This is a genomic window from Tannerella forsythia (assembly GCF_003860135.1).
GTDB lineage: Bacteria > Bacteroidota > Bacteroidia > Bacteroidales > Tannerellaceae > Tannerella > Tannerella forsythia_A.
This window is the reverse complement of sequence record NZ_RQYN01000007.1, coordinates 47,361-72,421: the sequence shown is the minus strand read 5'-3', so window position 1 is coordinate 72,421 and position 25,061 is coordinate 47,361. Positions and strand designations below refer to the sequence as shown.

Below are 25,061 nucleotides of genomic sequence, written 5' to 3'. Positions count from 1 at the left end.
ATATAAGATGGTTTAGATATTTACGATTGATTTCATTAAAAAGATACTTGGATACCTAAAGTAAGGGCGCGTGGTACCGGATAGGCGAAGTTCGGTGTTTCCGGGTCGACGCCGGTAAAGGCATTGTCACCCCAAGTTTTGCTTAGTGTAAGTAAGTTCTGCCCGGATAGGTAGATACGGGCTCCTTGCATGTGTGCGCTTTGTAAAAACCGTTCGGGCAGGCGATAACCAAGCTCAAGGTTCGCTAATTTGAGGAACGAGGTGTTTTCGACAAAGTAGGAGGAGAAACGTCCTTCGTCGTTCACGTTGTTAGCCGATACGGCAGGGATGGAAGAATCGTCATTATCCGCGCTCCAAGCATCGAGAAGTCTACGCCCGTAGTTCTGTCCTCCGAAGAATCCGAAGAAATCGCTGAATGATTTGATCGTATGCACATTGGCATGTGAACCTACTTGTCCGTGCCAGAACATGGAGAAGTCGAAATGTTTCCATGTGGCATTTACATTGAGTCCGTAAAGGAAATCAGGATCTTCTACGCCTAACCATGTGCGATCCTCATCATTGATGGTTCCGTCATGATTGACGTCTCGGTAACGTATGCGTCCGATACCTTTTCCCGGTTGGTTGGCATGAGTATTCACTTCGTCGGCATTGCGAAACAGTCCGTCGGTCACATAGCCGAACAGGGAACGCCACGGTCGCCCGAGGATGGTCTGATCGTTTCCATTGCCCGGATAAGAGTTGATCACGTCTTCCGGCAGTTCGGTTATTTTATTGCGGTAACTTGCGATATTTCCTGTGACGTGCAATGCGACTTCTCCTATTTCACGACGATAGGTAAGCATGAATTCGAATCCGCTATTTTCCATGCTGGCACCGTTGATCCATCGGTTACCACCGAATCCGATGGTGGCGATATACGGCGGACTAACGAGGATATCGCTGCTTCGTTTGAAAAAATAATCGAACGACCCGGAAAGTTGTTGATTGAACAACCCGAAATCGATACCGGCATTATGTTGTGTTGTCGTTTCCCATTTCAGATCCGGATTGGCTCTTTGGGTGCGTATAAAACCGGAGGGAAGACTGCCTTGCCCGGCACCGGCAATATCGTAAGCTGTACCTTGATCGCGCGCCCATGTGGGATCGGTATAATACCGTGCCTGATACAATCCGTAGGACGCATAGTTGTCGATCTCCTGATTGCCGGTTTGTCCCCATCCGTATCTCAGTTTCAGGTCGGATACGGTTTCGGTACTTTTTTCAAAGAATGCTTCTTGACTGATGCGCCATCCGAGCGAGAATGCCGGAAAGGTACCCCAACGATGATTGGCACCGAAGCGGGACGATCCGTCGCGTCGTACGGTTACCGAAGCAAGATAGCGATTATCGAAATCGTAGTTTATTTTGCCGAAGAACGAAGACAGGGCGTAAGAAGTACCGCTACCGCCGTTACGGAGATTTCTTTCTCCTACCGATAGGTGCATGTAATCCGGTGTTTCCAGTAGAAAACCGTCACGGCCGGCAAAGATGTCCGAGAAACTGTATTTCATCATCTCTTGTCCGATCAAAAAATCAACATTGTTTTTTCCCGGATTGAATTTATACTGTAACGTATTACTCAGTATCCAGTTGCCTCCGTAGTTGGCCGACTGATTCAACCGTGCCGTATGATCGGACATGAAACCGGACTGATATGTTTTTTGCATGTTACGTGTCCAAAAACCGGTATAATCAATGCCGAACTTGGAACGGAACGTGAGACCTTTCATAATATCCACACTGAGATTGACGTCGCCGAACAGACGCACGATGTCTTCGTGATTCTGTTTGTTATCCTCAATGATACGCACGGGATTTTGGCGGTCGCTCATGTTGCTGGCCGGTCCGCCCCATCCCCCTTTTACGTCACGGACCGGAACGATGGATTGTATGTTTTTGGCATTCTCCTGAAGACCTCCTCCGCTTAGAATCGAGCTTCGTGTCTTGGCGATCGACAGGTTCTCACCAATCGTCACACGCCCGTTGAAGAGTTGGTAGTCGCTGTTTATACGTGCAGTAATACGATTAAAGTACGTACCTTTTACCGTACCGTTGCTTCCGTAATAATCGACAGAGAACAAGGCCCGTCCTTTGTCGTTTCCGGTAGTCAGATTGATGTGATAGTTTTGGATAAGCCCCGTCCGGCTGATTTCTTTTACCCAGTCCGTATCGGATGCACGCATGACGGGTACGCCGGCGACGTCCAGATATTCAGGTCGAATGATCCGGTTGAGCGAAGGGGTACCATTGTTCCAGGTTACATCGTACATATATGTAAATCGGTTCATCCCCGCATTCGGTTGTCCGTTGCTGAGTGTTGTGGTGTTCAGTACGGATCCGTCGTTTATCCCTGCGCGAAAGAGCACGAGGCCATATTCGTCGGTATTCAGCAGATCGATGGACCGCTGCCATTGTTGCGCCGTGAGCGAAGTGCGGAAATCGACGTGCGTGCCGCCGGCTTTGCCTTTTTTCGTTGTGATGATGATAACACCGTTGGCCGCGCGCGAACCGTAGATGGTGGCTGCCGAAGCATCTTTCAGGACTTGAATGGATTCGATGTCCGATGTAGCCAGCTCGTTCATAGAACGGGTACTCGGTATCCCGTCGATAATGTAGAGAGGTTTGCTGTTACCTAATGTCGATACGCCACGTATTTTTACATTTACGTCACCGTTGGGCTGCCCGGTATTTGTGATATGAAGTCCCGGTACGCGTCCTTGTAGCGACTGAATAGCGTTACTACTATTGACATCGTCGATCTCACTCATTTTGACGACCGATACGGCACCCGTCAAGTCTGCTTTTCGCTGAGACGAGTAACCGGTTACAACCACGTCTGACAGCGTTTGCACATCTTCCCGAAGTACGATGTGGAAGGTCGTCGTTTTTTCCGTAGGGATTTCCTGTGTCGTATATCCGATGTAACTCACCTGAATCACGGCGTCTTGCGATACGGATAACGTAAACTGTCCATCGACATCCGTAACGGTGCCGTTGGTTGTTCCTTTCTCGACAACGGAAGCACCGATAAGTGGCTCGTTATCCGTTCCCGATACGATGCTGCCGCGAATCGTTACGTGTTGAGCACAAACCGGCAGCATGAATAAGAGGAGTATCATTTGCAAAACTCCTTGGCATAATGTCTTTTTCATAGAATACTTGTTATAATGGATTAGAACATGCGTTATGCTGCAAAAGTAGCATGCTTGAAGACGACCGTATACCACAAAACAACCGGATGCTTGCACAAATGAAACATGGTATGGCCAATGTGACCAATGTGACAGGAATCATACAAAAATGATGGTGTGTACTCTCAGAGGCAACTTTTACTTGCCGGAAAATCGTTGTCGAAAACTGCGGCAAACGTTCTCCTTACAGAAAATTACATTGTTCCCAATTGCTCGTGGCGATGGTTTATCCGGCTCCGGTATATTCGCTGGGTGTGACATCATAGGTCGCCTTGAAACACCGGGTGAAGTAAGCCGGCGAAGAAAATCCTGTCCGATATGCAATTTCACTGATGGTATACGTTCCTTTCTTCAGCATCAGGCAGGCTTGGTTAAGACGATAGCTACGCAGGAATTCTACGGGAGTGACTCCGGTCAATTCTTTGACTTTCCGGTACAGATGCCCGCGTGAGAGTCCGAGCGTATCGCTTAGCTTCTCGACATTATATTCCGGATCTGCGTAGATTTTCTCGATTTGGGCCATGAATCGACGCAGAAAGACGTTTTCGGCATGTTCCGTTTTATCAGGCTCAACCAGCAAGAGTTTTCCCTCTTGAAGTTTTTGCAGCAATTGATCGTGCAATCGTTTGCGTTCGCCCAGCAGGCGGATGACTTTTAGTTTGATAAAGTCCGTTTGAAAAGGCTTCTGAATATAATCGTCAGCACCTCCCGATATGCCGTAAAGACGTTGTCGATCGTGTGTCAGAGCTGTCAGCAAGATAACAGGCAGGTGTCCGATCGACAAGTCGGTTTTGATGGCACGGCATAATTCGAACCCATTCATTTCGGGCATCATCACATCGCTCAATATTAACGAGATTTCGCTCGACGGATTCCGAAGTATTCCCAATGCCTCCCGGCCATGATGAGCTGTGCGTGTACGGAAGTTTTTCGACAATTCGTCTTCCAGATAATGACGAACTTCGTCATCGTCTTCAACAATCAGAATCGTATAAGGATAATGACTTGACAATAATGTTTTCTCTTCTGTATCGTCTAATTGTTCGGCATGGTACGAAGGAGGGATAACGGGTTGTTCCGCTACCTTGTATCCGGCAATCTGCGCCCTGTCTTTATGCAGGCTTACAGTGAATGTCGTTTGCTTGAGGGGAAGGCTCTCTACCGCAACGGTTCCGTTATGCATCTCGACGTATTTTTTGACTAAATAGAGTCCTATACCTGTCCCCCCCGAACTTCCTTCGGTGTAAAAACGGTCGAACAGATAAGGTCGTTTTTCTACGGGTATTCCTACGCCGTCATTTGTGACCCTAAGATATATATGATTCTCGTCGTCGTGAATCGATAAGGTGATATGGCCTTCCTCCGGGGTGAATTTAAAAGCATTGGACAGAAGGTTCACGAGCACTTTTTCTATTTTGTCCGGATCGATCCAAACAGGTTGTGCGCTTAATCCGGTTACGAACGTATATGTGATATGACGTGCCGAAGCCGCATGGTCGAAGTATACTTTCACTTCATGTGCCAGTGCAACGATGTCCGTTAGGCCGATGTTGAGAGTGCTCGGTTCGTTCTCTACTTTGCGGAACTCCAGCATCTGATTGATGACGCGGGATAATCGTGTCGCGTTTTTTTGCATCAGACGGATCGTGGGTAAATGAGGAGAGTCGTACATCCGGTTCATCAAGTGATTCAAAGGGTCTAATATTAATGTAAGAGGAGTACGTATTTCATGCGATATGTTTGTGAAGAATTGCAGCTTCTGTGCAGTAACTTCTTTGATTTCGGCATTCAACGAGATTAATTTCTTGCGTTGTTCTTCTTCTTTCTGATTGATTTCCCTCAGTTCATCATTTTTCTTTTTTAACTTTCGATTAATCGAAAACGTATAGATAGAGAGCAGTACAAGCCCAATCATTAATGAAGTAATTATCAAAAGCGAATATTCCAGAAAACGAAAGCGGCTGAGCAGAGACTCGATGTTGCTTCGTTGCCGTTCGATCCGTTCCTGATAGTTCTGTAGTCGGGCGGCCTGAATGAGTAAGGTGCGTGCGGTAGCCTTGTCTATCTCTCCTGTTTGCAAAGGGATGTATTGATCGACGGTTTCGCCGCGCAAGATACTTATGGCGGTGCGTATCACTTGTTCTCCCCCTGTGGGATATAAGAAAGAAGCATCGATGCGTCCGTCAGCTACAGCTTCCAATCCGGCACCGGCAACAGCATCGACCCCGATGATGGGTAACTGTCGTCCCCACAAAGAGTCTTTGGCAACGAAATATTCGCGGGCGGCAATGGCCATCATATCGTTATGAGAATAGACAAAATCGACTTCGAAAGGCCATACGAATGTATCTAACTGGTTCTTTGCCGTGTCATATAGCCAATCTCCTTCGACTTGTTTAAAATGTATGTCGGAACGTTTTTCATATCTGAGTGCATCGACAAAGCCTTGATGCCGGTCTTGTGCCGGGGAGGATGTCGTCATCCCCCATATTTCGAGCACAACGGCCTGCGATGTTAAATGCTTCGCCGCATATCTTCCGGCTTCGTATCCGATTGCGTAGTTATCGGCTCCTACAAAAGTGGTATAGAGGTCGGTGTTTACTTTGCGATCCGTAATAATTGTCGGAATGCCTGCACGATATGCTTCTTCAGCTACAGGGGTGATGGGCTGAGATTGAAAAGGAGAGATGATCAATACATCGACTTTTTGTGCAATCAATTCTCTGATTTGACGTATTTGTGTTTCGTTGTCGCTCTGCGCGTCCCGAATCAGGATTTCGATATTGTCGTAATTAGAAGCCTCGATCAACGTTTCTTTAATCATGGCTTGTCGCCAAGCATCATTGAGCATGCACTGTGACAGTCCGATGACGTATTTCTTCTCTTTCGATGCCTTGCATCCAGTCATAATGGCAAGTATGCTTACCCCTATGATGAAAATTAAGAATATGTTATTTCGGTTATACATATTCCGGTAACGGTTTGAAGCATTTGTTTTTACACTATTTGTTTCTTCTTTTTTTACATGCCATCGAAATCGTCAAAACATGATCCACAAAAGTTATTGGCAATTCACTATTTGATCTCAATAAAGTTTGTTTGTATATCATGATGAATGATGATGTATTTTTCGACAAATATACGAAAATGCCATTTTTTTATATGCCTTCGGATAAAAATCAATTCCCCAACTGTTTTATCGATAATTAAGATGCTCAAAGGCACAATTGTTTCACTTTTTTAAAATTTATCTTTTATGAGAAAGTCAACGGTCTCGACATCCACAAAGATAGCATCTTTATGTGCATTTTGGACGAACAAGGCAAAAAAGAGAAGAAAAAATTGGCGTGACAACCCGTGGAATAAAGCGGCTTTCATCTTTAATGCAGGCTCATTACGTGAGTGAGGTATGTATGGAAAGTACCGGAATTTATTGGATACCGATTTGGCGATTGCTTGAAAACGACTTCGCTTTTCATTTAGAAAACCCTCAGCTTCTTAAACAATTACTCGGATGTAAGAGCAATGTGAAAGATGCCGAGTGAATTGCCACCGTGCTTCTTAAAGAATTAGTCAGGGACAGTTTTGTTCCGGACGGGAACCCTCAGCGGCATCGTCAATATGGCTTTCAGATCAACGAGATAAACAAAGACTTGGTTCGCTGCGAGCAACGTATCGACATGATTCTGCAACGCTGCAACATTCGTTTAAGCAATTATGTTTCACGCACGAAAAACAAGAGCTACCGTAAAGTGGTGGATGCCCTCGTTGCGGGAGAAAGATCGACCGAAGTGCTTGTCAAACTCCTTCATGGGCGAACGGCTAACCGGCATGAAAAGTCAGTCTTGCACGATGCATTGGAAGGATTTATTAGTGAAAATGACAGGGATTTATTGCGCCAATACACTCAAAGTTTTGATATGCTTCAAATCTAAAAACAACAATGTCCGGATTTCATGGTTCGGATGTGCAATCAACTCCCCGTATGGACACTGCTCTCGAAAAAAGAAAATTTTGATAAAACATATCAGATAAGGAAAAAACGGCCTCTTGATACGGAGAATTGTCTCCTTTAAGAGGTCGTCGGATTGTTTGTAATGCCTTTATCTTTGTGGTGGATTTATCCCCCGATTTGGGAAACTGACTTTGGCAGAGAAAATCCCTATTGAACGCCACTCAAGAAACATAAGAGTTCGAAGAGGAAATTAATTATACATGGAGGAAAGAGCTGCTTCTTCCGTTAGCAGCTTTATTGCACTAAGTGATGTAGACGAACAATAATAGTGCTTTTTAAATCGCAAAAAAAGAATTTATAGAGGAATATACCAATAACCCCTATTCTTCAATAATGTTGCAACAAAGTCATGGTTAATTGTTATTATAGATACGCCGAACGTGTATCGCGTAATTTGTATTCAATTCATCTCAGGGTTTTTGGGGTAGTTAATCCATGTGTTGTAAGGGCGGCCGAGAAGCTCGACCGAACGAGTCCAGAATGAATCATCATGCGCGAGCATCAGGCTGCGGTCGGATGAATGGCTGACTAACCATGAATCACGTACGATTTCACCATCTAATTGATTTTTAGTCCAACCGGAGTAACCTAAAAAGAATTTAATACGTTCGTTGAAAGGATTGCCGCTAAGCATGTAACGCTTTAACGCTTCGAAATCACCGTCAAAATATAGATTTTCTTCAATCTGCACGCTGTCCGGAATAACCGGGCCGAGCGAATGGATAAAAAATAATCGATTCGAACTGACAGGCCCGCCAAGATAAATAGGGAGAACCGGAGTTTTTTTCAGCTCCGGAAAAAAATCATTTACAATAAGGCCGGTTGGTTTATTTACTACAAAACCCATCGATCCGTTGTGATTATGTTCGACTAATAATACCACGGATCGTTGAAAATAAGCGTCTTGCAAGAATGGTTCGGAAATCAGAATTTTTCCCTTTTCCGGTTGCAAGTCGTTATGCTTGATTTTGAAGATGTCTTTATATTGAGCCATTGTTGCAATTACGAATAATCCTCAATTTCGGCCGGCAATATAATATGTATTTTTAAGAAGAACAAGAAAAAAATCGGCTTTTTGTTGTTAAAAAAGAATAATAAATTGCGGATTATTATGCCGTATGATTTTCATCGAATATTTTTAACCGTTCTTCAAGTGACTCATATTGATGAGGCTTGATAAAAGATGTGCATGCCCGCAATCCTTCCTGCCGGCTTCCTGTAGTTGCGAGCGAAATAGCGCTGATACCGTAACAAATCAACTCCTCCATCAGTTGACTTCCGGTCATGCCGGGATAACCGATCGTAAAATAAAATCCATCGGCGACAGGCTCGTCCAGATCACGATCGTACACGATTTTGAAACCGTAACGCGTGAAAATCTGTTTAAGTTTGGCTGCCCGTCGTCCGTACTCTTTGACTTCGTTGACAAAGTCGAACGTGCTGTCCGATGCTGCTTTCAACATGGCAGCGAGCGCGTATTGCGCCGAGTGACTGGTCCCCGAAGAAAGCGCGTAGAGCACGCGATGGATATAGACCGTTCCGAATGTGCCGCTACCGTACCGTTGGCTCAGTCCCTCGTAAGCCCGATGATACAGCTTATCGGAGATCGCCGTGACTCCGATGCGCTGTCCCGCATAACTGAACGCTTTTGATCCGGAGATTTGCAAAATGTAATGGTCCGTATAGTGGGCGACGCTCGGTTGGAAAGGCGGTTGGAACGGTGTGCCGAGGTCTTTACGGAAATCCATGGCAAAATAGGCAAGGTCTTCGATGACAATCACATCATATTTTGTTGCCATTTGGCCAATCGTTTTCAGTTCATTATCTGTCAGACAGAACCAAGCCGGGTTATTCGGGTTCGAATAGACGAGAGCTGCGATATTTCCTTGCGACAAGTATTTTTCCAAGATTTCTGCGAGTTTCTCTCCCCGATGTTCGTAAACATCGAATGAGGCATACCGATAACCCATGACCGTGATCTGCTGTTTTTGAACGGGGAAGCCCGGATCGATAAACAGGATCGTGTCTTTTGCCGGGTTGCACTGTCCGCACGTAAGGAAAGAGGCGAACGTGCCCTGCATCGAGCCGGTCACCGGTACGCATCCTTCGGGAGAGAGATCGATATCGATAAAAGCTTTGATAAAGCGAGATGCTTCCTCTTTGAGTGCTTTCAGGCCATTGATATCGGGGTAGATGGCGGCAATGCCTTTTTGTAAGGCTTCGATTTCGGCGTCCGTGCCGACTTGTGCCGGTCGTAGTCCCGGTACCCCCATCTCCATGTGAATGAATTCGATACCGGTTTCTTGCTCTAGTTGGTTGGAGATGGCTACCACTTCACGGATGGTCGCCTTACCGAAATCCTGTAATTGATAACGGTCAATCACACGTCGTGCGGTATCGTAGTCTATCGGTGTATTTTTCATGGTTACTTTATTGTAAACAATGTTTCTTTGAATATCTCTGAAACGGTGGGATGGGGGAATACGACTTTTTGGAGTGCCTCAACCGTCATTCCCTGCTCGATGGCCATGCATGCTCCGTGAATCATTTCGCTGCAAGGATTGCCCAGCATGTGAACACCCAATATCTTCCGCTGAGGGTTGAAAAGCACTTTGCAGAGTCCGGTCGCTCCTTCATTTTCTGCCACAAAACGCCCGGAATAAGTCATCGGGAGTTTGGCAACACTGTATTCGATACCTTTATTTTGGGCTTGCTCTTCGGTCAGACCGACTGTAGCAACCTCTGGATTAGTGTAAACGATACCGGGAATGGCGTGATAACGCATTTCATCTTCCAGTCCGGTGAGGTTATTGACCACCACTTCACCTTCGCGACTGGCTGTGTGGGCCAACATCGAGAACCCTGTGATATCGCCGGCTGCGTAGACGTTCGGCACGTTTGTCCGCATCTTGGCATCGACCCTGACGGCTCCGCGCTCCGTCTCTACTCCTAACGTCTCCAGTCCGAACCCTGTCGTGACAGCCCGTCGGCCGACGCTCATCAGAATCTTTTCTCCTGTAACGGACGCCTGTGCTCCTTCGGAGTCCACAAAAATCACTTCGTTGTCTTTGATCTCTGTTACCTTGCACGAGAGGTGGAAGCGAATACCTCTCTTCGTATAGATATCACGCAACATCGCACTAATCTCAGGGTCTAATCCGCCCAATATCTCAGGTAGCATCTCGATAACCGTAACCTCGGAACCGAGGCTGTTGTATAGGCTCGCAAACTCCATGCCGATCACACCGCCTCCGATGATGACGAGCGAGGAAGGCTGCTCTTTCATGGCCAGAATCTCACGGTTTGTTACGACGCGTTCTCCGGCTTCTTCGACTCCGGGGATAGGAGGGATAAAAGCCTCCGAACCGGTGCACAGTAGTAGATTTTTCGCCTGATATGTCTCGTCGTTGCAATGAATCTCAAAGGCTTCTTCCGTACGTCCCTTGATGTGTGCTTCACCTTTTACGACGCGTACGTTGTGCGCTTTCATCGTGGCATTGATGCCGGCCACCAGTTTACGTACCGTTTTGTTCTTGCGGGCAACGATTTTGCCAAAGTCGAATGTCGCATCCGGAGCATAGACACCGTACTTGTCACCGTGCTTGGCATAATCGTATACCTTTGCACTATAGAGTAATGTCTTGGTCGGAATACATCCTTCGTTCAAGCATACGCCACCCATATCTTTCTTTTCGAACAAAGTTACGTCAAGTCCTCTCGCAGCTGCGCGTTCTGCTGCCACATATCCGGCTGGTCCACCTCCGATAATCGCTAAATCTATCATGTTTTTACTGTTTTGTTTTTTATTGTTAACATGCAAACGTACGTAAAAAAAACGACATCCCGTATAGAATGCGTTAAAAAAAAACGGCGATATCGGGACAATTTTACAACGGATTTATAGTTAGTTCGAGAACTAATCCAGCGTGGGGAGTCTTTTTATAACTATAAGGATAGGTTCATGATTCAATCGGACATCATGTTTGAAAAATGTTCATCTCCGATAGAATATGCCGGTTTTGATTTTTATGGACTCATGGATAAAAATCTCGGCTTTTTTATTTATGTTTGCATCGAACTTTAAAAAGAAAAGAAATGCCGGTCATATCACAACGTGGGATCAACATGCCCGAGTCACCGATACGGAAATTAGTTCCGTTAGCTAATGAAGCGAAAGCGAGAGGAATCAAAGTGTATCATCTCAACATCGGGCAGCCGGATATTCGAACGCCGGAAGTGGGACTTGATGCTATGCGTCATATCAATCGGGAGATATTGGAATACAGTCCGAGCGAAGGATTGCTCAGTTTTCGTAAAAAAATGGTGACCTATTATCATCGTTTCGGCATCATGGTCGATACGGATGATATTATCGTTACGGCGGGAGCATCGGAAGCGGTGAATTTTGCTTTTCTGGCTTGCCTGAATCCGGGCGATGAATTGCTGATTCCCGAACCAGCGTATGCGAATTACATGTCATTTGCCATATCGTGCGGTGTGGTGGTGAAGGCTGTACCGTCGTCGATTGAGGACGGGTTTGCTTTGCCGTCGATCGATAAGTTCGAAGAAATGATTACGCCTCGAACGAAGGCGGTCATGATTTGTAACCCGAACAATCCGACCGGTTATCTTTATACGGTGGAAGAGATGCATCGTTTGAGCGAACTTGTCCGAAAATATAATATATTCCTGTTTGCGGACGAAGTATATCGAGAGTTTTGCTATACGGATGAGCCTTATGTTTCGTCTTTCCATCTCGAAGGGCTTGAACAGCACGTGATCATGCTTGATTCGGTATCGAAGCGGTACAGTGAATGCGGTATTCGTGTCGGCGTCTTAGTTACGAAGAATGCACAGGTGAAGAAGAGCGTGATGAAATGGTGTCAGGCACGTCTCAGCCCGCCGTTGCTCGGACAAATTGTGGCGGAAGCGTCTATCGATACGCCCGAAGAATATATGCGTGCCGTTTATGACGAATATTTGCAGCGGCGAAATTTTCTTGTCGATGGTTTGAACCGTATACCGGGTTGTTATTCGCCACTTCCGATGGGCGCTTTTTATACCGTCGCCAAACTTCCGATCGACGATGCCGACACGTTCTGCGCATGGTGCCTGAGCGATTTCGCTTACGAGGGGCAGACAGTCATGATGGCTCCGGCTTCGGGCTTTTATGTGACACCCGGTTATGGACGAAACGAAGTGCGTATTGCCTATGTCTTAAAAAAAGAAGAATTGGCGAAGGCGCTTGATGTTTTGGCTCATGCGTTGGATACGTATCGCAAAATATGGCGGGGGGAATAGGCTAAGAACAGAATATGAAGATATACGAGAAGGGAATATATCGTCGGGGTGAGAGATGAATTTTGAACTGTTTATTGCTCGACGCATTCATTTTTCAAAAGAAGGATGCGATAGCAAACGAGTCACACCGCCGGCCGTGCGTATTGCCATGGCAGGTATTGCATTGGGCGTGGCCATGATGATCCTCTCGGTGGCGATCGTGGTAGGGTTCAAGCAGGAGGTGCGTAATAAAATGATCGGCTTCGGTTCGCATATCCGGATTTCCAACTTCGACAGCAACTCGTCGTATGAAACAGCGCCGATTATTGCCAGCGACAGCTTGAAGCATCTCTTGAGCACCTTACCGGGTATCCGCCATGTTGAGACATTCGCCACCAAACCGGGGATTCTTAAGACTGAATCTGATTTTCAGGGCATTGTACTCAAGGGTGTTGATGTGGAATATGATTGGACGTTTTTCAGGAAGCATCTGAAGGAAGGGGAGCTTTTCAGCATCGATACCGGAAAAGTGACGAACGATGTGCTCGTCTCTCAACAATTGGCAGACATGCTTCGTCTTCGTTGCGGTGATTCGTTTTTGGCTTATTTCGTGCAAAATGAGGTGAGAGCACGCAAATTCCGGATCTGTGGCATCTATGATACCGGCTTTACGGATTATGATAAATTGTTTGTCCTGACCGATATCAAGCATATCCGTCGTCTGAATGGGTGGGAGGCTGACGCTGTCAGCGGGCTGGAACTGCAGGTCCATGATTACGATGACCTCGATGAGGTGACAGCAACTGTCGACGATCAGCTGCTCAATCGTCGTGACCGTAAAGGAAATATTTTTTATGTTCGTTCCATCAAAGAACTGAATCCGATGATATTCAGTTGGCTCGATGTGCTTGATCTGAATGTTGTTGTGATTCTTGTGTTGATGATGGCTGTATCGGGATTCACGATGATTTCGGGACTGCTGATCATCATCCTCGAACGTACGAACATGATCGGTATTCTGAAAGCACTCGGTCAGCAAGACCGCAGTCTGCGGCGCGTTTTTCTGTATATCTCGGCTTTTTTGATCGGCAAAGGGATGCTTTGGGGAAATATCATCGGATTGGTACTGTGTTGGATACAATTTTTTTTCCGGCCGCTGTCTCTCGATCCCTCCGTATATTACCTCGACGCCGTACCGATTCATCTGACACCGGGCTCATGGCTGCTCATTAATCTCGGAGCATCTGTCGTTTCACTCCTGATGATGCTTGCTCCTTCGTACTTGATCACTAAGATCAGTCCGGCCAAGACGATCCGCTTTGAATAAGTAAGACAGGCTCGTTTTTCTTCTTCAAAAAAACGGCCTGCCTCTTTCTCTTTCCGATATCTGCCTTATGTGTTCCTGAAGAGCAGAATCTTTCTAATACTTTTTAGTTGATGAGCGAAAAGACTATTTCTCTACTGAGGAGAAAAGCGATTTCGTGCTTGCCAACAAGGTGTTGCGCATAAGCGAAATGATCGTCATCGGGCCTACTCCACCGGGAACAGGCGTAATATAGCTGCACTTCGGAGCTACTTCGTTGAAGGCCACATCGCCCATCAGGCGGTAACCGCTCTTGGTGACACTGCTGGGTACACGCGTGGTACCGACATCAATCACAACGGCTCCGTCTTTGACCATATCTCCTTTCAGGAATTCGGGAACGCCCAAGGCGGCAATGATGATGTCTGCACTTAGGCACATCTCCTTCAGGTTTTCAGAACGACTGTGGCAGACCGTCACCGTGCAATCGCCCGGATAGTCTTTTTGCATCATCAGCGTAGCCATTGGTTTGCCTACAATATTACTGCGCCCCAAGATCACGCAATGCTTCCCTTTGGTCGGGATTTCGTAGTATCGCAGCAACTCAACAATTCCCGCGGGCGTAGCAGACTTGAAACAAGGCAGTCCAAGCGCCATCCGTCCGACATTGATCGGGTGGAAACCATCCACATCTTTCCGATAATCAATTGCTTCGATTACTTTATGACTCGAAATGTGTTTCGGTAACGGAAGCTGTACGATAAAACCGTCCACATCGTCGTCTTCGTTTAGCTGCTGTACTTTGCGGAGTAATTCTTCTTCGGTTATATCGGCTTCGCAACGGATCAGAGTCGACCGGAATCCGATGGCTTCGCAACTTTTTACTTTGTTCATCACATACGTCTCGCTCCCCCCGTCGTGGCCGACCAATATGGCTGCAAGAAGCGGAATTTTCCCTCCCGCCTGTTTGATGTTTTCTACTTCGGCAGCTAATTCTTTTTTGGCCTGGGCTGCAACGGCCTTGCCATCGATTAATTGATAAACCTGTTCTTCCATGACTTTTTATTTTTATCTGCGAAAAGGTGAACGCATCGTCCGGCTACCCGGCTTGACGGTCGTAATCATTCGCATCATCTTACGTGTTTCGTCGAATTGTTTGATCAGCTTGTTGACATCCTGTACCGACGTTCCGCTACCGGCAGCGATGCGTTGTCTGCGCGAACCGTTCAGTATAGAAGGATTCGTTCGTTCTTGCGGAGTCATCGAATAGATAATGGCTTCAATGCCCTTGAATGCATTCTCGTCGACATCAATATTTTTTAATGCCTTGCCGACACCCGGAATCATGGATGCCAAATCCTTCAGGTTACCCATTTTCTTGATTTGCTGGATTTGTCCGAGGAAATCATTGAAATCGAACTGATTTTTCGCCAGTTTCTTTTGGATTCGTCGTGCTTCCGCTTCGTCGTATTGCTCTTGTGCACGTTCAACCAGTGATACGACATCACCCATACCGAGAATTCGGTCGGCCATTCGTTCGGGGTGAAACACATCAAGCGCGTCCATTTTTTCGCCGGTTCCGATAAACTTAATCGGCTTGTCGACTACGGTGCGTATTGAAAGTGCTGCACCACCGCGCGTATCCCCGTCGAGCTTGGTCAGTACCACGCCCGAAAAGTCCAGTCGGTCGTTAAACTCTTTGGCTGTATTCACGGCGTCTTGTCCGGTCATCGAGTCGACAACAAACAAAATTTCGTTCGGCTGGATCGCCTTTTTGATCGCTGCGATCTCTTCCATCATCTGCTCGTCAATCGCCAGACGGCCGGCCGTATCGATAATGATCAGGTCACGTCCCGTTTTCTTCGCTTCGAGGATGGCGTGAAGCGCGATGTCGACCGGGTTTTTATTTTCCCGCTCCGAATATACCGGTACACCGATCTGTTCGCCTAAGACGTGTAACTGGTCGATGGCCGCAGGACGATATACGTCGCAAGCTACGAGTAAAGGATTCTTTCCTTTCTTGCTCTTCAACATATTGGCCAGTTTACCGGAGAAAGTTGTCTTACCCGAACCTTGCAGACCCGCCATCAGCACCACCGATGGTGAGCCTGTCAGATTGAATTCGGCCGCAGCGCCTCCCATCAAGGCTGCCAGTTCATCATGTACGATTTTAACCATCAATTGGCCGGGTTTCAGCGAAGTGAGCACGTCCTGCCCCATCGCCTTTGCTTTTACCGTATCGGTAAACTGCTTGGCCACTTTATAATTGACATCGGCGTCCAACAAGGCCCGACGTACGTCTTTCAGCGTTTCCGCCACATTTAACTCGGAAATTTTGCCCTCGCCTTTCAATAGCTTAAACGAGCGTTCTAACCGGTCACTTAAATTTTCAAACATAGCTCTGATTTTTGGTTGCAAAGGTAGCAAAAAATGACGATTATACACAAACACATCCGAACCGGGCTTTCGGAGCGGTAGCTTCTGAATCGAAAAAAGCAGAATGTGTTGTTGAAGAACCATAATCGCAATACAAAATCTAATAGCTATTCGTGCGATATACCGATTAGTAAGGACGGAGGTAACTAAATTTTTTGATCTGCTATATGTAGGCTATTTTGTTTTTGTTTATCGATGTGTGACACTTACGATTGGAATATACAACCCCGGAAAAAGCTACCGTTCGTTTTTAAAACTCTGAAATATTCGCTACCTTTGTCAATTCTTAAAATGAGATGGAACAAAGTTCGAAGCAAGGATATTTTCTTCAGTGGCTGATTGGTGTGGGCGATTTAATCATATTAAACGCCCTGTTTTTCGGTATTTACTATGCCCTTGAGCCTGTATATACCCAGCCCATTGCCCACAGTTTTAAAGAAGTGATATTACTGCTTAATTTTTGTTATTTTTTTGCCCTCTACTTTGTCCCTATCAAAATACATCTTTCCGTTGTTTTTCTGGATAATGTCGTACAGCGATCGTTTACGTTGGTTACGTTTCAAACATTTTTGTTCGGTACTTGTCTGACATTTTTGAAAGTTGGCAATTCGTTGATTGTCTTTCTTTTTATTTACTACGTCACTATTCTGCTTTCTCTTTCGCTATGGCGTATTTTAATGCGTATCTTCGTCAAAATTTATCGTCGAAAAGGATATAATGCGAAGAATATTATTATTATCGGGGCCGGAAAAAACGGAATGGAGCTTTATAATGTGCTTCGAGACGATTTGGCGTACGGATTTAATGTTCTGGGCTTCTTCGACGATAATACGGCACTGAAAGAGATTCTACCTAACTATTTGGGGCGAATCGAAGAGATGAACGATTTCGTTTCGGAACATAAAGTGGATGAAATTTATTGTACAATCCCCGGAGCGAATAGTGACAAGATATCGAATTTGCTGCTCTTTGCCGAGAAGCATATGATTCGTTTCTACATTGTTCCGGAGTTTTATCGCGATATTAAAAAAAGTATGGTGATGGAGATCATGGAGTTTATCCCTCTGCTCTCGATCCGTAACGAGCCTTTGCAATCGGTCTCGAAACGAGCGGTTAAGCGAACGTTCGATATCGTCTTTTCCACACTTGTGCTTATCTTGCTTTATCCTGTACTTTATCTGGTAATTGGTTTGTTGATCAAATTAAGTTCTCCCGGACCAATCTTGTTTAAGCAGAAACGTACCGGCATTTACGGGAAAGAATTCGATTGTTACAAATTTCGGACGATGAAAGTAAATAAAGACGCCGATTTGGTGCAGGCCGTTAAAAACGATCCGCGGACGACAAAAATCGGAAGTTTCCTTCGGCGAACGAACTTGGACGAAATTCCACAATTTCTCAATGTACTGCTTGGCGATATGTCTGTCGTAGGGCCGCGTCCTCATATGCTCAAACATACGGAACAATATTCCAAACTGATTGATAAGTATATGGTGCGTCATCTCGTTAAACCGGGTATTACCGGTTGGGCGCAGATTACCGGATACCGCGGAGAAACGAAAACGTTGGAACAGATGGAAGGACGTGTGAAGCGCGATGTGTGGTATATTGAAAACTGGTCGTTCTTCCTGGATTTGAAAATTATTTTTGTGACAGTCCTCAATATGTTCCGAGGCGAAAAAAATGCCTACTGATATGGGAAGGATTATGGCCGTTGATTATGGACAGAAACGTACCGGACTGGCTGTTACCGATACCCTGAAACTGATTGCTAATGGACTGACGTCTCTCCCCAGCAGCGAAGCGGCAGGGTATATTGTCCGGTATGCGTCACAGGAGTCGGTCGAGCTGATTGTCGTCGGTTATCCAAAACAGATGAACAACGAACCTTCGGAGAACATGAAGCGTGTAGAAGCCTTCGTAGCTCAACTCACGAAAATACTTCCTGCTATTCCGGTAGAGTATTATGACGAGCGTTTCACGTCGGTTATGGCTCAGCGAGCGATGATTGACGGAGGTTTGAAAAAGAAGAAACGGCAGGACAAAGGACTGGTTGATGAAATTAGCGCCGTCCTGATCTTGCAGGGCTTTCTCGAAAGATTAAGGAATAAAGGTTAAAAACAGAATATTATGATATTACCGATTTATACATACGGACAACCCGTATTGAGAGAGTCGACAAAACCGATAGATAAAGACTATCCCGAACTGAAAAAGTTGATTGCCGATATGTTTGAAACCATGTATCATGCCGATGGTGTCGGGCTGGCTGCTCCCCAGATCGGCCGATCCATTCAACTTGTCGTGATTGACGGCACGCCGGTGGCCAATGATCGTATCGAATGCAAAGATTTTAAACGTGTGCTGATCAATCCGGAGATTGTCGAAGAGAGCCACGAAACGGTGACGTTCGAGGAAGGTTGCCTGAGCTTTCCGGGGGTTCATGAGAAAGTAACCCGTCCGGAGAAAATCAAAGTAAGGTACATGAATGAACACTTTGAGCCGCAAGAGGAGAACCTCGAAGGGTTTGCCGCACGGATCGTCTTACACGAGTACGAACATTTGCAAGGGCATGTGTTTATTGATAATATATCGGCGATTCGTCGGCAACTTAACAAAGGCAAACTGAATAACATCATCAAGGGGGCAACGTCGTGTTCCTACCGTACCAAACCGCTCAAGAAATAAGGAGATAAGATGAAACGAACGTTCGCCTTCTTTCTTTTTCTGTCCTGCATGATCACGATCAAAGCGCAGGTCAACACCGACCGGGTGATGGCCATCGGCAGAAATGCGCTTTATTTCGAGGATTATGTGCTGTCGATCCAGTATTTCAATCAGGTTATTAAAGCTAAACCGTGGATGGCTGAGCCTTATTTCTACAGGGCTGTGGCGAAGTTGAATCTGGACGATTTCAAAGGTGCGGAGGAGGACTGTTCGTTAAGCCTGGCACGAAATCCGTTTTTGGCGCAGGCCTATTATGCGCGCGGTATTGCCCGTCAGAGCCTTGAAATGCATGACGAAGCAATTGAAGACTACAACAAAGGACTGGAATTTAAGCCCGGTGATCGCCCGATGATGTCGAACAAGGCGATTGCTTACGTTCAGAAAAAGGATTTTAACGACGCGGAACATGTTTTCGAAGATTTGATTCGCGCTCATCCCAAATATTCCCTCGGCTATCTGACACGCGGTGCCATGTATTTGGAAAAAGGAGATACGGCGCTTGCACTGAACGATTACGACAAAGCCATCGAGATTGACCCGTATCATGCTCCATGTTATGGAAATCGGGCGATCGTGCTCTATCAGACAGGGCGTTTCAAGGACGCTTTAGCCGACTTGAACGAAGCCATCCGCTTGAATACGCGTGAGAGCGGTTACTACATCAACCGTGGACTCGTGCGTTATCAAATGAATGACTTGCGGGGGGCTATGGCCGACTATGATCAAGTGATCGATATGGACGGCAGAAACTTGATTGCCCGTTTTAACCGTGGTCTGCTGCGTGCACAGGTAGGAGACAATAACCGGGCGATTGAAGATTTCGATGTCGTACTTGAGCAGGAGCCGGATAATTATATGGCGTATTATAACCGTGCTCTGCTGAATCATGAAGTGGGTGATTACAGAGGCGCCATACGAGATATCAACGTGGTGTTGAAGCAATATCCCAACTTCTTGCCCGGATATTACAGTCGTGCCGAAGCCAAACGAAAATTGAATGATTTGAGCGGTGCCGATCGAGATTACCTCATGGCCATGAAGCTGGAGCAAGATAAGCGTCAGGGGCAGAAGTCCGGTGAAGAGACATCCGGAAGTACCGAAAAAGAGACGAATACACGTGAAGAGTCCGACAAGAATATCGACAAGTTTAATCGATTGGTCGTTTACGATAAGAAAGAGGAACAGAAAAGCAAGTACCAGAGCGAAATACGTGGAAGAGTGCAGGATCGCAACGTACAAGTCGATCTCGAACCGCAGTTTATCCTGACGTATTACGAAAGAAACAGCCTTGTTCAGGAGGCTGTTTATTACGATAAGACGGTTGAGCAGTTCAATGCGCGCATGGTTCTGGCATGGAAACTGCTCCTGACAAACAAAGAGGCGGCTTTGACCGAGGATCAGATCGCCATTCATTTTGCTTCGATCAATGAGTACTCGGCTAAAATAGAGAGAGAACCTAATAACCCTGATAACTATTTCGGACGAGCCATCGATTTCATGCTCGTTCAGGATTTTGCGGAAGCTATTCGTAACTTCGACAAAGTCATTGAGTTAGATCCGTCCTATACCTTGGCTTATTTCAATCGGGCTTCTATTCGTTACAAACAGATGGAATATAACCTGTCGCAGGGACATACGGATGAACAGTTAAGTACCAGAACAATCAATTTTCAATTCGGCGGTAACAAACCTTCGGTCATCCATGAAAATCCGGTAAACGATCTGCAACAAAGCCGATTGAAAGAAGAAGCGAAAGGCTACGAGCACGAACTGATTATCCGGGACTACGACATGGTCATTCGGCAAGCTCCCGGCTTCATCTATTCATATTATAACCGCGGTAACCTGCGATGTGCCCAGCGCGATTTCCGTGCGGCTATTGCCGACTATAACGAAGCGATCCTGCGCGATCCCGAATTTGCGGAAGCGTATTTCAATCGTGGTCTCGCAAGGCTCTCACAAGGTGATGCTACGCGTGGCATTGCCGATCTTAGCAAAGCCGGCGAACTCGGCATCCTGAATGCTTACAGCATCATCAAGCGCATGACGGCCAATCATTGATTGTTATGTCTTGAAAAAAATTGACAAGCATTTTTGGTATTGTTAAGTTGCTATAGTTTTTGAAAGCAATAAAAGGTTTAATGTTCTTGCAATCAAAATTTTGTAGATATAAAAAGAATAAGATTTTACATCATCTTAATATTTTGCAACATTTTTCAAATATTGTTCATGGACAGTGCTTCGGCGTTCCTTCCGTCGGTCGATATGTACGGACTGTTCAATCATCACCCGACGATTGTGGCGCTTACAGGTACGCTCTATGGTCTTATTTCTCCTCGCTTGTTTACCCATCGATTAAAGGTGCATCGCTCCCTGCCTGCGAAAAGCAATCGGTGAAATCCCTTCATGCTTTTTGAAAAATTTCCCGAAAGTAGATTGATCGGGGAAATACAGTTCGTCTGCTACCTGCTGCACGCTTATCCGAGGCGCTTTAAGCAAGATTTTCGCTTCGAGCATCAAGGCGTCTTGAATCCACTGGCTTGCCGATTTACCACTCTGCTCCTTCAACACTAACGAAAGATACTGTGAAGTAATACAAAGCTTATTCGCATAAAACGAGACTTCATGTTGTTCCTTACAATGTGTGGAGAGTAAATCCAAAAAATCGGCAAACAGTTCTTCTTTGCGGCTCAATGTGGGGGGATGCAGCGTTTTTTGTTTATCCAGATAAATGTCTCCCAAATCCATCAAGAACAGATGTAATGCCGTATTGACCAATCCTTGATAAAAAAAGTGCGCAGGTTGTCTGATTTTCTCACAAAGAAAATCCAGACTCTTTCCAATCTGCTGGAATCTTTCAGAATCAAACTGTTTTAACGGATGTTTTTTTAGCTGCATATACGAGATCAACGTCGACGGATGTTTTTCTTTCGATTGTGAAAGTGTATCCAAATACGACGTCGAAATCATCAGAAGCCATGCTTTCAGATCAGGGCTGATACGTTTCATTTGCGTAATATGTGTCGGAAGGATCACCATCAATCCATAATCTGAAACACTATAATTCACATAATCGACCTGTAATTCCATGTTACCATTCAGAACCCCGATAAAGAGAAGAGCATCCATACGTGAAGGAGCCCTGAGATAGTGCTGGTAAATTCGCCCCGCCCGATCGTTTCGAGTAGCATAATCCTGATCGTAATGCATGACCATGATGTCATTTTGGAAAACATCGGACGAAACGACGATGTTTCCCAACCTTCTTACGGTATCTTCAAAGAAACGAGGCATCTGCTCTTTTTTCAGTAAACGGAAGCGAAGATAACATCTTTTTCTCATATTTTCTTTTTTCACCCATATTTTTTCTGCTTTCTTGCCATTTACCATCGAAAATGTTCGATATTGACTAATTTTCTAACAGATTATCCCTTTTCCATCCATGACAGATCCACTACTTTTGTCACCAGTATTTATGGAATCGATCTTTATTACTAAACACGGAATATGATGATAAGAAATATGAAATATATTTTTGTGTGGTTGTGTCTCGGTGCTTGGGGTCTTCCGGCACACGCACAGAGCAGCCTTTCGAAGGAGCATACCGATACCCTGAGGATCAAACTCGAACAAGCGATAGAAATCGCACTGGCCGAAAATCCGACGGTCAGAGTTGCCGGGCAGGAAATCGAAAAAAAGCAATACGCGCGCAAAGAGATGATCGCGCAATTGTTCCCTCAGTTGTCCGGATCGGCCGGATACACCCGCACGCTCAAGAAGCAGGTGATGTATATGGGGGGAGGTGATGACGATGGCGGAGGATTCGCAGCCATGCTGCTGGAACCGATCGTGGGGCTTACTAAACCCCTCTACGATAAGCTGGGGATGGAGATGCCGCAACTTCCCAAAGGCGGCGGAGGTAGACGAAACGAAGGAATTGAGGTGGGATTGAGTAACAACTGGTCGGGAGGATTCAACCTCTCACTGCCCGTGTTCGCTCCTACCCTGTATAAATCCATTCAGCTCTCAGCCATTGATGTGGAGTTGGCAGCCGAAAAAGCGCGAGCCTCAAGGCTGGACATGGTGAATCAGGTGTCGAAAGCTTACTTTCAACTGCTGTTGGCGCAAGACTCGTACGAGGTTTTGAAACAAAGTTACCGGCAAGCGCAAGATAATCTGGAGAATGTGACGAACAAATTCAAACAAGGCCTCGTGTCCGAGTACGACAAGATACGTGCCGAAGTACAGGTCAGAAACCTCAATCCCAACCTGATTCAGGCGCGAAATGCCGTAACATTGACGAATCTACAGCTAAAAGTATTGATGGGGGTCGATGCCGGTTGTAACATCGCCGTATTGGGTAGACTTTCGGACTACGAAGTAGATCTGTATGCCGACTATATGCATATCGATACCGCACAGTTGGCATTCAACCCCTCACTCAAACAAATGGATTTGCAAACCGAGATGCTGAAGAAAACGTACGAGATGGACAAGGCTGCTTTTTTGCCTAACGTCTCTCTCTCGGCTATTTATCAATGGACGGCGATGAACGAAGATTTCAGGTTTCGCAATTACCGGTGGAACCCCTACAGCTCCGTCGGGGTGACTGTCTCCGTGCCTCTCTTCACCGGTGGGCGGCGATTCTACAAAATGAAACAGACGAAGATTCAACTGATTCAGATGAACTGGAACCGGACGAATCTTCGCAGAAACCTGAATATGCAGGCTAAAAGTTATCTGAACAACATGCAACAGTCGGTCGAACAGCTCGCTTCGAACAAAGAGAATGTGAATCAGGCGATGAAAGGCCGCAGTATTGCTCAGAAACGTTACGACGTAGGCAAAGGCACCATCCTCGAGTTGAACGACTCGGAGTTAGCGCTGACACAATCGAAGCTGACCTACACACAGTCGATTTACAACTATTTGGTCGCCAAAACAGACCTCGATCTGATATTGGGAAAAGAAGCAGAAATCAAGTAAAAAAATATAAAAAGATAGATGTCTATGAGAAAGAGATACCAATTAGCAGCCCTTTGCCTTACAGGACTGCTGAGCGCCTGCTCCGGCGGACAAAAAGCGCAAGAGGTGAAAGACGAAAAGCCGAAAGTGAAACTCACTTCGGTCACAACGCGTCCGGTAGACCAGATACAGGAATATACGGCAACGGTTCAGGCATACGCGACTAACCATATTGCCCCTTCTTCGCCTGTGCGCATCGAAAAAATATACGTCGAAGTGGGCGACCGCGTCGGCAAAGGTCAGAAGCTGGTGCAGATGGACGCTTCCGGTCTGAAGCAATTGAAACTACAATTAGATAATCAGACCGCGGAGTTCACGCGCATCGACGAATTGTATAAAATCGGAGGTGTCTCCAAATCAGAGTGGGAAGCCTCGAAGATGACGCTGGAGATGCGCCAAACGTCATACAAGAACATGCTCGAAAACACGGCGCTCGTAAGTCCGATCAGTGGTGTCGTAACCGCTCGTAACTATGACAGTGGCGACATGTTTGGCGGAGGAACGCCGGTGGTGACTGTCGAACAGATCATGCCCGTAAAACTTCTGATCAACGTCTCGGAGAGTTATTTCACACGAATAGTCAAGAACTCGACGGTCAGCGTGAAATTCGATGTGTACGGAGAGGAAGAGTTTGAAGGAAAAGTAAACCTGCTCTATCCGACCATCGACCCGACCACTCGCACGTTTGTCGTTGAAATACGGCTCGACAACCGCGATATGCGTGTGCGTCCCGGGATGTTTGCCCGCGTAACGCTTCATTTCGGCACGGCCGATCATGTCATTATCCCCGACAAGGCGATCATCAAGCAAGCCGGTTCGGGCGAAAGGTACGTTTATGTCTATCAAGACAGCGTCGTTTACCGACGGGTCGTTCAACTCGGACGACGCATGAACGACGAATACGAAGTAGTATCAGGTATCGACCATGATGCCCGCGTCGTGATCAGCGGACAATATCAGTCGTCGATCAAAGACAGCGCCCGGGTGGAGGTCGTGCAGTAAAACGATTATTTAACGCGCCGGCCCGGAAAATGAATTTACC

At 46.2% G+C, this 25,061-nt stretch carries 18 protein-coding genes; 10 read left to right on the top strand and 8 right to left on the bottom strand.

Translation table 11 applies throughout. From position 1 onward, the window contains the following. Positions 1-35: 35 nt before the first annotated feature. Both EII41_RS03485 and EII41_RS03480 read right to left on the bottom strand, forming a co-directional pair. On the bottom strand, positions 36-3,194 hold the full coding sequence (locus tag EII41_RS03485; RefSeq protein WP_260425464.1) for a SusC/RagA family TonB-linked outer membrane protein: 3,159 nt from the start codon (positions 3,192-3,194) through the stop codon (positions 36-38). A 265-nt stretch (positions 3,195-3,459) separates the two neighbouring features. Next, positions 3,460-6,141, bottom strand: coding sequence for a substrate-binding domain-containing protein (locus tag EII41_RS03480; RefSeq protein WP_260425463.1), 2,682 nt, complete (start codon positions 6,139-6,141; stop codon positions 3,460-3,462). A gap of 646 nt (positions 6,142-6,787) precedes the next feature. Between EII41_RS03480 and EII41_RS03475 the strand changes: the two genes are divergently transcribed. Further along, the gene (locus EII41_RS03475; protein ID WP_124789438.1) at positions 6,788-7,168 is read left to right on the top strand and encodes a hypothetical protein; all 381 of its coding nucleotides are present in this window, start codon (positions 6,788-6,790) and stop codon (positions 7,166-7,168) included. 480 nt (positions 7,169-7,648) lie between these two features. Here EII41_RS03475 and EII41_RS03470 read toward each other — a convergent pair whose 3' ends face one another. The 3 genes from EII41_RS03470 to lpdA all read right to left on the bottom strand — a co-directional run bounded on the left by EII41_RS03470 (position 7,649) and on the right by lpdA (position 11,032). Further along, the gene (locus EII41_RS03470) at positions 7,649-8,242 is read right to left on the bottom strand and encodes a YqgE/AlgH family protein (RefSeq protein WP_124789437.1); all 594 of its coding nucleotides are present in this window, start codon (positions 8,240-8,242) and stop codon (positions 7,649-7,651) included. 115 nt (positions 8,243-8,357) lie between these two features. After that, the gene (locus tag EII41_RS03465; RefSeq protein WP_124789436.1) at positions 8,358-9,671 is read right to left on the bottom strand and encodes an aminotransferase class I/II-fold pyridoxal phosphate-dependent enzyme; all 1,314 of its coding nucleotides are present in this window, start codon (positions 9,669-9,671) and stop codon (positions 8,358-8,360) included. 2 nt (positions 9,672-9,673) lie between these two features. Next, positions 9,674-11,032, bottom strand: coding sequence for a dihydrolipoyl dehydrogenase (gene lpdA, locus EII41_RS03460; protein WP_124789435.1), 1,359 nt, complete (start codon positions 11,030-11,032; stop codon positions 9,674-9,676). Between the two features lie 311 nt (positions 11,033-11,343). On the opposite strand from lpdA, the gene EII41_RS03455 reads away from it, so the two are divergent. Beyond that, positions 11,344-12,549 carry a pyridoxal phosphate-dependent aminotransferase gene (locus EII41_RS03455; RefSeq protein ID WP_124789434.1) on the top strand — a complete coding sequence of 402 codons (1,206 nt, stop codon included), beginning with the start codon at positions 11,344-11,346 and terminating at the stop codon, positions 12,547-12,549. A 55-nt stretch (positions 12,550-12,604) separates the two neighbouring features. After that, positions 12,605-13,855 (top strand): ABC transporter permease, encoded by a 1,251-nt coding sequence (locus EII41_RS03450; RefSeq protein ID WP_124789433.1) that lies wholly within the window; start codon positions 12,605-12,607, stop codon positions 13,853-13,855. Between the two features lie 123 nt (positions 13,856-13,978). Here the strand turns inward: EII41_RS03450 and folD are convergent, their stop codons facing one another. Together folD and ffh are read right to left on the bottom strand one after the other, a co-directional pair. Next, a complete protein-coding gene (gene folD, locus EII41_RS03445; RefSeq protein ID WP_124789432.1) occupies positions 13,979-14,887 on the bottom strand; it encodes a bifunctional methylenetetrahydrofolate dehydrogenase/methenyltetrahydrofolate cyclohydrolase FolD in 909 nt (302 codons plus the stop codon). Between the two features lie 12 nt (positions 14,888-14,899). Further along, positions 14,900-16,228: a signal recognition particle protein gene (gene ffh / locus EII41_RS03440; RefSeq protein WP_124789431.1), complete on the bottom strand. Its 1,329-nt coding sequence runs from the start codon at positions 16,226-16,228 to the stop codon at positions 14,900-14,902. Positions 16,229-16,563: 335 nt separating this feature from the next. Between ffh and EII41_RS03435 the strand changes: the two genes are divergently transcribed. From EII41_RS03435 to EII41_RS14095, 5 genes are all read left to right on the top strand, one after another. Continuing rightward, on the top strand, positions 16,564-17,961 hold the full coding sequence (locus tag EII41_RS03435) for an undecaprenyl-phosphate glucose phosphotransferase (protein ID WP_124789430.1): 1,398 nt from the start codon (positions 16,564-16,566) through the stop codon (positions 17,959-17,961). A gap of 1 nt (position 17,962) precedes the next feature. Beyond that, positions 17,963-18,385 (top strand): Holliday junction resolvase RuvX, encoded by a 423-nt coding sequence (gene ruvX / locus EII41_RS03430; RefSeq protein WP_124789429.1) that lies wholly within the window; start codon positions 17,963-17,965, stop codon positions 18,383-18,385. Positions 18,386-18,397: 12 nt separating this feature from the next. Next, entirely contained in the window at positions 18,398-18,955 is a 558-nt protein-coding gene (def, locus tag EII41_RS03425) for a peptide deformylase (RefSeq protein WP_124751320.1), read from the top strand. 9 nt (positions 18,956-18,964) lie between these two features. Continuing rightward, complete coding sequence (locus EII41_RS03420) at positions 18,965-21,055, top strand: tetratricopeptide repeat protein (protein WP_124789428.1); 2,091 nt, start codon at positions 18,965-18,967, stop codon at positions 21,053-21,055. Positions 21,056-21,223: 168 nt separating this feature from the next. Continuing rightward, on the top strand, positions 21,224-21,391 hold the full coding sequence (locus tag EII41_RS14095) for a hypothetical protein (RefSeq protein WP_185711819.1): 168 nt from the start codon (positions 21,224-21,226) through the stop codon (positions 21,389-21,391). On the opposite strand, the gene EII41_RS03415 is transcribed toward EII41_RS14095, so the two are convergent. Beyond that, positions 21,350-22,336: a helix-turn-helix domain-containing protein gene (locus EII41_RS03415; RefSeq protein WP_185711818.1), complete on the bottom strand. Its 987-nt coding sequence runs from the start codon at positions 22,334-22,336 to the stop codon at positions 21,350-21,352. The genes EII41_RS14095 and EII41_RS03415 overlap by 42 nt on opposite strands. A gap of 180 nt (positions 22,337-22,516) precedes the next feature. On the opposite strand from EII41_RS03415, the gene EII41_RS03410 reads away from it, so the two are divergent. Together EII41_RS03410 and EII41_RS03405 are read left to right on the top strand one after the other, a co-directional pair. Beyond that, on the top strand, positions 22,517-23,980 hold the full coding sequence (locus EII41_RS03410; RefSeq protein WP_260425461.1) for a TolC family protein: 1,464 nt from the start codon (positions 22,517-22,519) through the stop codon (positions 23,978-23,980). Positions 23,981-24,004: 24 nt separating this feature from the next. Further along, positions 24,005-25,021, top strand: coding sequence for an efflux RND transporter periplasmic adaptor subunit (locus EII41_RS03405; RefSeq protein WP_124789425.1), 1,017 nt, complete (start codon positions 24,005-24,007; stop codon positions 25,019-25,021). Positions 25,022-25,061: the final 40 nt, after the last annotated feature.

Bases quoted from the DNA above. Each gene is read 5' to 3' on its own strand.
- EII41_RS03420 (WP_124789428.1), top strand. From the start codon at position 18,965: ATGAAACGAACGTTCGCCTTCTTTCTTTTTCTGTCCTGCATGATCACG.
- EII41_RS03415 (WP_185711818.1), bottom strand. From the start codon at position 22,336: ATGAGAAAAAGATGTTATCTTCGCTTCCGTTTACTGAAAAAAGAGCAG.
- def (WP_124751320.1), top strand. From the start codon at position 18,398: ATGATATTACCGATTTATACATACGGACAACCCGTATTGAGAGAGTCG.
- ffh (WP_124789431.1), bottom strand. From the start codon at position 16,228: ATGTTTGAAAATTTAAGTGACCGGTTAGAACGCTCGTTTAAGCTATTG.
- EII41_RS03450 (WP_124789433.1), top strand. From the start codon at position 12,605: ATGAATTTTGAACTGTTTATTGCTCGACGCATTCATTTTTCAAAAGAA.
- EII41_RS03455 (WP_124789434.1), top strand. From the start codon at position 11,344: ATGCCGGTCATATCACAACGTGGGATCAACATGCCCGAGTCACCGATA.
- folD (WP_124789432.1), bottom strand. From the start codon at position 14,887: ATGGAAGAACAGGTTTATCAATTAATCGATGGCAAGGCCGTTGCAGCC.
- EII41_RS03470 (WP_124789437.1), bottom strand. From the start codon at position 8,242: ATGGCTCAATATAAAGACATCTTCAAAATCAAGCATAACGACTTGCAA.
- EII41_RS03480 (WP_260425463.1), bottom strand. From the start codon at position 6,141: ATGACTGGATGCAAGGCATCGAAAGAGAAGAAATACGTCATCGGACTG.
- EII41_RS03465 (WP_124789436.1), bottom strand. From the start codon at position 9,671: ATGAAAAATACACCGATAGACTACGATACCGCACGACGTGTGATTGAC.
- EII41_RS03410 (WP_260425461.1), top strand. From the start codon at position 22,517: ATGAAATATATTTTTGTGTGGTTGTGTCTCGGTGCTTGGGGTCTTCCG.
- EII41_RS03435 (WP_124789430.1), top strand. From the start codon at position 16,564: ATGGAACAAAGTTCGAAGCAAGGATATTTTCTTCAGTGGCTGATTGGT.
- lpdA (WP_124789435.1), bottom strand. From the start codon at position 11,032: ATGATAGATTTAGCGATTATCGGAGGTGGACCAGCCGGATATGTGGCA.
- EII41_RS03485 (WP_260425464.1), bottom strand. From the start codon at position 3,194: ATGAAAAAGACATTATGCCAAGGAGTTTTGCAAATGATACTCCTCTTA.
- EII41_RS03405 (WP_124789425.1), top strand. From the start codon at position 24,005: ATGAGAAAGAGATACCAATTAGCAGCCCTTTGCCTTACAGGACTGCTG.
- EII41_RS14095 (WP_185711819.1), top strand. From the start codon at position 21,224: ATGGACAGTGCTTCGGCGTTCCTTCCGTCGGTCGATATGTACGGACTG.
- ruvX (WP_124789429.1), top strand. From the start codon at position 17,963: ATGGGAAGGATTATGGCCGTTGATTATGGACAGAAACGTACCGGACTG.